The 6012-nt window shown below is 69.5% G+C and carries 8 protein-coding genes and 1 pseudogene; 4 read left to right on the top strand and 5 right to left on the bottom strand.

The genetic code is table 11. The annotated features are described in order from the left end of the window. From B2742_RS00645 to B2742_RS00630, 4 genes and pseudogenes are all read left to right on the top strand, one after another. Nucleotides 1–667, top strand: a pseudogene (locus B2742_RS00645) (F0F1 ATP synthase subunit beta); the annotation flags it as partial. A 3-nt stretch (nucleotides 668–670) separates the two neighbouring features. Then, the gene (locus B2742_RS00640) at nucleotides 671–943 is read left to right on the top strand and encodes an ATP synthase F1 subunit epsilon (protein ID WP_292061804.1); all 273 of its coding nucleotides are present in this window, start codon (nucleotides 671–673) and stop codon (nucleotides 941–943) included. 132 nt (nucleotides 944–1075) lie between these two features. Continuing rightward, on the top strand, nucleotides 1076–1396 hold the full coding sequence (locus tag B2742_RS00635) for a DMT family transporter (protein ID WP_292061802.1): 321 nt from the start codon (nucleotides 1076–1078) through the stop codon (nucleotides 1394–1396). A gap of 18 nt (nucleotides 1397–1414) precedes the next feature. Then, the gene (locus B2742_RS00630; protein ID WP_292061800.1) at nucleotides 1415–1660 is read left to right on the top strand and encodes a DUF1272 domain-containing protein; all 246 of its coding nucleotides are present in this window, start codon (nucleotides 1415–1417) and stop codon (nucleotides 1658–1660) included. 110 nt (nucleotides 1661–1770) lie between these two features. Here B2742_RS00630 and B2742_RS00625 read toward each other — a convergent pair whose 3' ends face one another. The 5 genes from B2742_RS00625 to B2742_RS00605 form a co-directional block, all read right to left on the bottom strand. Continuing rightward, nucleotides 1771–2031, bottom strand: coding sequence for a hypothetical protein (locus tag B2742_RS00625; protein ID WP_292061798.1), 261 nt, complete (start codon nucleotides 2029–2031; stop codon nucleotides 1771–1773). Between the two features lie 161 nt (nucleotides 2032–2192). Next, nucleotides 2193–2678: an RNA pyrophosphohydrolase gene (locus B2742_RS00620; protein ID WP_292061795.1), complete on the bottom strand. Its 486-nt coding sequence runs from the start codon at nucleotides 2676–2678 to the stop codon at nucleotides 2193–2195. Nucleotides 2679–2808: 130 nt separating this feature from the next. After that, nucleotides 2809–4008 (bottom strand): divergent polysaccharide deacetylase family protein, encoded by a 1200-nt coding sequence (locus B2742_RS00615; RefSeq protein WP_292061792.1) that lies wholly within the window; start codon nucleotides 4006–4008, stop codon nucleotides 2809–2811. Nucleotides 4009–4127: 119 nt separating this feature from the next. Further along, nucleotides 4128–5498, bottom strand: coding sequence for a S41 family peptidase (locus B2742_RS00610; RefSeq protein WP_292061790.1), 1371 nt, complete (start codon nucleotides 5496–5498; stop codon nucleotides 4128–4130). A gap of 137 nt (nucleotides 5499–5635) precedes the next feature. After that, nucleotides 5636–6012, bottom strand: a 377-nt coding sequence (locus B2742_RS00605; RefSeq protein ID WP_292061787.1) for a murein hydrolase activator EnvC family protein, incomplete at its 5' end; no start/stop codon positions are given.

Raw genomic sequence — 6012 nt, 5'->3', positions numbered from 1 at the left:
CATCTTCCGCTTCACCCAGGCCGGCTCGGAAGTGTCGGCGCTGCTGGGCCGCATCCCCTCGGCCGTGGGCTATCAGCCGACCCTGGCCACCGAGATGGGCAACCTGCAGGAGCGGATCACCTCGACCAAGAAGGGCTCGATCACCTCGGTCCAGGCCATCTACGTCCCCGCCGACGACCTGACCGACCCGGCGCCCGCCGCCTCGTTCGCCCACCTGGATGCGACCACGGTTCTGAACCGCGACATCGCCGCCCAGGCCATCTTCCCGGCCGTGGACCCGCTCGACTCGACCTCGCGCATCATGGACCCGCTGGTCATCGGCGAGGAGCACTACCGCGTCGCCCGTTCGGTCCAGGAAGTCCTGCAGCAGTACAAGGCGCTGAAGGACATCATCGCCATCCTGGGCATGGATGAGCTGTCGGAAGAGGACAAGCTGATCGTCTCGCGCGCCCGCAAGATCAGCCGTTTCCTGTCGCAGCCCTTCTTCGTGGCCGAGCAGTTCACCAACTCGCCGGGCAAATTCGTGTCGCTGGAAGACACCATCCGTTCGTTCAAGGGCATCGTCGCCGGCGAATACGACCACCTGCCGGAAGCCGCCTTCTACATGGTCGGCGCCATCGAGGAAGCCGTCGAGAAGGCCCAGAAGCTCGCCGCCGAGGCGGCCTGATCCATGGCCGGCAAGCTCAGCTTCTCATTGGTGTCGCCTGAGCGCGAGGTCTTCAACGGCCTTGTCGATCAGGTCGACGCGCCGGGCGTCGAGGGCGATTTCGGCGTCCTCGCCGACCACGCCCCCTTCATGACGGCCCTGCGCGAAGGCGTGGTCACCGTCATCGACGGCGGCTCGCGCCGCCAGTTCGAGGTCCACGGCGGCTTCGCCGACGTGACCCCGGCCGGCCTGACCATCCTGGCCGAACAGGCCTCGGAAGTCGCTGCGGCGGCCTGATATCCGGAGACGGGCGCGGCCTTGAACGGCCGTCGCCCTGTCCCACATTGCTGATCGAGGCCACGTCCTCCTCCGCCTCGCGCGGGGTTTGAAGTCCGGGACGGCCCGGCGTCTTCAACGTGGAGGGCCGTCATGGCCTGGACCTACCTCATCATCGCCGGCCTGCTCGAGATCGTGTGGGCCTATTTCATGAAACAGTCGGACGGGTTCACCCGTCTGTGGCCCAGCGTGGCGACCCTGGCCTTCATGGGGGCCAGCTTCGGCCTTCTGGCCCTGGCCATGAAGTCCCTGCCGATGGGGTCCGCCTATATGGTCTGGACCGGCATCGGCGCGGTCGGCGCCTTCATCGTCGGCGTGGTCTTCCTGCAGGAGCATCTCAGCCTGTGGCGGGTGCTCGCGGCGTTGCTGATCGTCAGCGGCATCGTGTTGATGCGTCTGGCGCCGTCGCAATAGCGGCGTTAGCCTCGGGCCATGCTCGAGCTCCGACCCAACTGCGAATGCTGCGACCGCGACCTGCCGTTCGACAGCGCCGAGGCCCGCATCTGCACCTTTGAATGCACCTTCTGCGCGGACTGCGTCGACGGCGTGCTGAAGGGCGTCTGCCCCAACTGCGGCGGCGGCTTCGTCGCCCGGCCGGTCCGTCCGGCGCATCTGATGGCGAAATACCCGGCGTCCGTGACGCGGCGGCTCAAACCGGACGGCTGCGCGGCGGCCTGAGCCTCGGGCCGCCGGCACAGAAACGGGCTTCCCGCATCGCGGGAAGCCCGTCTTTTCGCGCCTGAACAGTCCGGGTGATCTTCAGGAGCGCGCGTCCGTCCGGCAGGGCGTCAGGGCAGGATGCAGCCGCCCCATTGATCCTCGGGCGGTGTCGAATCGTCGCCGACCAGCTCCATGCAGATGATGGGATCCGGCAGCTCGGGCAGTTTGTCGCCCGGCGGAAGTTCGCCACCCGGGTAAACACCCTTGCACCCGGTGCTGATGCAGCCGCCCGATTGGGGATCGTCCGGATCGCCCGGATCGGCCAGGGCGATGCCGGGACCGCCCGCGCCCAGGACCGCGATCGTCGAAATCACAAGAAGAGTTCTCATCTTCAGTTCCTCCAAACCGTTGATTGCCTGTTGGCTCCGGATGGTCCTCCAGATTGCGTAGTGAGCGCAATCCTGACGCGATCACGATCGCGTGAAAATAGAATGCGATAAAGCCCACAATCTGGGGATTGTCTCTGGAGGGCCGGGTGACGGCGTTCCGGCTATCTCGACGCGGGCGCTGCCAAAGGGGCGAACACACCGATCATCTGCTCATAGGCCGCGCGCTTGAACGGCACGATCAGCTCAGCCGCCTCCGACAGCGGTCCCCAGCGCCAGGCGTCGAACTCGATCTCGCCATGGGCTTCCAGATCGATCTCGGACTCGTCGCCGGTGAAGCGGAAGGCGAACCACTGCTGCTTCTGGCCGGCCCAGCCGCGCGCCTGTTTCGACCCGCCGTAGTCGGTGGGGAAGTCGTAGGCGATCCATCCCTCTGTCCGGGCGATCAATTCGGCCGAGACCACCCCAGTTTCCTCGAACAGCTCCCGTCGCGCGGCGGCTTCCAGATCCTCGCCGTCGTCGACCCCGCCCTGCGGAAACTGCCAGTTGTGGGGGCCTTCGGTCCCGATCCGGCGCCCGTACCAGACGCGCCCGTCGGGATGGAACAGCACGACGCCGACGTTGGGGCGGTAGCGGGAGAGGTCGGTCATGGGGGCTCAGGCAACAGGCAGCAGGCAGCAGGAAGATTCAAGCTTGTAGCAGGTCGATCGGCGGAACGTATCGCCTGCTGCCTGCTGCCTGCTGCCTGCTGCCTGCTGCCTGCTGCCTGCTGCCTAAGCCCTATCTTCCCGGCCGCTGCGTCATCGCCGAGGCCGGGGCCAGTTGCAGCCCCCGCGCGTCCAGATCGGCGGTCCAGCGGGCCACGGCCTCGACCGTGACCGGATAGCTGAAGCCCGTGCCCATCGCCTGGCCGCGGCCCTTGGCGAGGGCCTCGAGTGCATTCAGCTGGGCGACGATGGCGGTGGGGTTCTGTTCCTCGTCGATGATGCGGTTGGCGCTGGCCCGGGCCCAGGCGCCGGGCCGGCGGCTCATCGAACCGTCGTCGAGGAAGGCGACGCCGCGCTGGCGCAGGATGGTCAGAAAGGCGGTCATGCCCGCGTCCGAACTCGCGAACCGGTCGCCCATATAGTTGGTGACGCCGAAATAGCCGGTCGCCCGTCCCAGCAGCCAGTTCATTCGCGCCTGGATGTCGGCCGGCTGGCCGGAGGCCAGCAGGGTGTGCGGACCGGGGTCATTGTCGGGATAGCCGGTCGGCTCCATCGGCATTTCCAGCATGACCTCATGGCCCTGGGCGCGGGCCAGGTCGATCCAGCCTTGCAGGCCCTCGGCATAGGGCACGAAGCTCAGCGTTACCTCCGGCGGCAGGCGTTCGATGGCGGCGCGGGTGGTCACGGCGTTGAGGCCGAGCCCGCCGACGATCAGGGCGACGCGCGGGCGGCCGTTGGAGCGGAACGGGCGGGCATAGGCCTGGGCCGGGACGCGGCCGTCGCTGGCGATGGTCGGCAGGGGGCCGTTGGGCCCGGGCTGGCTCAGGCCGGCGATGGGGGCCGGGGGCAGGGGGCTGGCGGCGACGCGCGGGGCGGTCACGGGCGCGCCGTCGCCGGACACGGTGGCGCCGTTGGGCAGGGTGATGACGGCCTCGCCGCCGAGGGCGGGATCGACGGCGCCGGCCTCGCCGGTCAGGTCCTGCCACGAGCCGTAGGCGCCCATGGAGAAGGCTTCCAGCCCGGTCGGCGGCGGGGTCGCGGCGACCACCTCGCGGGTCAGGGCCGCCCGGGCCGACGGCGCGCCGGCGCGCGGGTCGCCCAGCACGGTGATGAACAGGGCGGCGGCGCCCAGCAGCAGCAGGCCCGCGCCGGCGACGGCGACGGGCGGCCGCTTGAGGATCCGGCCGACGGGGGCGAAATTATCACGCAGCGAGCGGCGCACCGGGGGCGCTCCGGCGGTGGTGGCGAGGACGGACTGGCGCTTGGCGAACATGGGCGGGACTGGACGCTCGAACGGGGGTCCGCGAAACGGACTCCTTCACGGCTCACAGTGGCGGGCGTCGGTTAAGAAAGCCTAACGGGCCGTTAGGCATCCAGCCTCCCGTTTTCGCGTCAGTTTTCCGGCGCGGGCTCCGGCTCGGTCGCCGCCAGGGCCGTGCCCGGCGCGGTCACGACAATGCCTTCGGGCGCCGCCGCCAGCTGGGCCAGATTCCCGCCAGCGCGCAGCACGTCGAAGGCCCGCTCCAGCTGGTAGTCCTTGTCCTCGGGCCAGGCCTCGCCGGGGGCCTCGTGCGGGGTGTGCGGCCCCTTGCGTTCGGCCCCGATGGAGGCGTCGAGCGCCGTGGCGAAGGCGGCTTCCGAATAGATGAAGTTCGACCGCGACACGATCCGCGCCTCGGCCAGCGACCGGGAGACCTCCAGATCCGGCTCGATGCCGATCTTCTGGATCGAGGCGCCCGAGGGGGTGAAATAGCGCGCTGTGGTGATCGAGATCGCCCCGTCCCGGCCGTTGCGCAGCGGAATGACGGTCTGCACCGAGCCCTTGCCGAAGCTGGTCAGGCCAAGGATCGTCGCCCGCTGGTGGTCCTTCAGGGCGCCGGCCACGATCTCCGAGGCCGAGGCCGAGCCGTAGTTGATCAGCACGACGACAGGCAGGCCGCCGGTCAGATCGCCGGGCCGCGCGCCGTAGCGCTGGATCTGGTCGGCCTTGCGTCCGCGCTGGCTGACGATCTCGCCGCGTTCCAGGAAGGCGTCGGAGACGGCGATGGCCGCGTCCAGCAGGCCGCCGCCGTTGTTGCGCAGGTCCAGCACATAGCCCTTGATTGCGGGGTTCTCCGCCTTCAGCCGGGCGATGGTCTCGCCCAGTTCGCGGCCCGTGTTCTCGTTGAAGGTCGAGACCCGCAGATAGGCGAAATCGCCCTCGATCCGGCCCGTGACGGATTCGATCTTGATGACCTCGCGCGTCAGGGTGACCTCGCGCGGCTCCTCGCCGTCGCGCAGGAAGGTGACCTTGACCGAGGTGCCGACGGCGCCGCGCAGTTTGTCGGAAACCTGGGTGACGGTCAGACCCGCGGCGCTCTGGCCCTCGATGGAGGAGATGACGTCGCCGGCGTTGACCCCGGCGCGGGCGGCGGGGCCGCCGTCCATCGGCGAGATCACCTTCACCAGTCCGCCCTCGGCCTGGATGGTCAGGCCCACGCCCGAATAGGCGCCCGAGGTCCGCTCCTGCAGCTCGCCATAGCCCTCGGGCGGCAGATAGTTGGAGTGGGGGTCCAGCGCCCCCATCATGCCCTGCAGCGCCGCCTCGATCAGCTTCTTGTCATCGACCGGCACGACATAGGCCTGTTCGACAATGCCCAGCACGTCGCCGAACAGGGCCAGCATCCGGAACGCCTCATTGCGCGGGGTCTGGCCCGTGGCGGTCGCGGCGCCGGCCCCGACCAGGGCGACGGCGGCGGCGCCGATCAGCAACAGTTTACGCATCGGGTTTCTTTCAGCAGACGGACGGCGGGACGGAAGACGGCTCTTGATCGGCCAGTTACGAGGCTGTCGGCGACGAAATCGTGGCCGATCGGCGATTCCCGGATAAAATCAGCGTCATCGGCGGATGGGAAGCGGTTTCAACCCTCACGCAACCACGGCGCCGGATCGATCGGGCGTTCGTCGCGGCGGAGCTCGAAGGCGACCTCGCCGTCCTCGCCGGTGCGGCCCAGGGTCTGGCCGTCGGCGATCCGCGCGCCCGCCTCGACCGAGAGCTCGTCCAACCCCGAGATCACCGCGCGCCAGCCGGGGCCGAGGTCGAGGATGACCACATGTCCCCATCCGCTCAGCGGCCCGGCGAAGGCCACGCGTCCGGCAGCCGGCGCGCGGACCTCGGCGCTGTCGGCGCGCCAGCCCCAGCCGCTGGAGCCCTGGCCGAAGCGGCGCGACGGCGCGCCATCCACCGGCGTGGTCAGGCGATTGCGGCCGGCGGGCAGACGCGCCGCGGCGGGCTCGG

Origin of the sequence: Brevundimonas sp. UBA7664 (assembly GCF_002483305.1) — a bacterium.
GTDB lineage: Bacteria > Pseudomonadota > Alphaproteobacteria > Caulobacterales > Caulobacteraceae > Brevundimonas.
The sequence above is the reverse complement of the archived record's forward strand: the minus strand, read 5'-3'. Positions and strand labels throughout refer to the sequence as shown.

Bases quoted from the DNA above. Each gene is read 5' to 3' on its own strand.
- B2742_RS00625 (WP_292061798.1), bottom strand. From the start codon at position 2,031: ATGAGAACTCTTCTTGTGATTTCGACGATCGCGGTCCTGGGCGCGGGC.
- B2742_RS00610 (WP_292061790.1), bottom strand. From the start codon at position 5,498: ATGCGTAAACTGTTGCTGATCGGCGCCGCCGCCGTCGCCCTGGTCGGG.
- B2742_RS00635 (WP_292061802.1), top strand. From the start codon at position 1,076: ATGGCCTGGACCTACCTCATCATCGCCGGCCTGCTCGAGATCGTGTGG.
- B2742_RS00615 (WP_292061792.1), bottom strand. From the start codon at position 4,008: ATGTTCGCCAAGCGCCAGTCCGTCCTCGCCACCACCGCCGGAGCGCCC.
- B2742_RS00640 (WP_292061804.1), top strand. From the start codon at position 671: ATGGCCGGCAAGCTCAGCTTCTCATTGGTGTCGCCTGAGCGCGAGGTC.
- B2742_RS00620 (WP_292061795.1), bottom strand. From the start codon at position 2,678: ATGACCGACCTCTCCCGCTACCGCCCCAACGTCGGCGTCGTGCTGTTC.
- B2742_RS00630 (WP_292061800.1), top strand. From the start codon at position 1,415: ATGCTCGAGCTCCGACCCAACTGCGAATGCTGCGACCGCGACCTGCCG.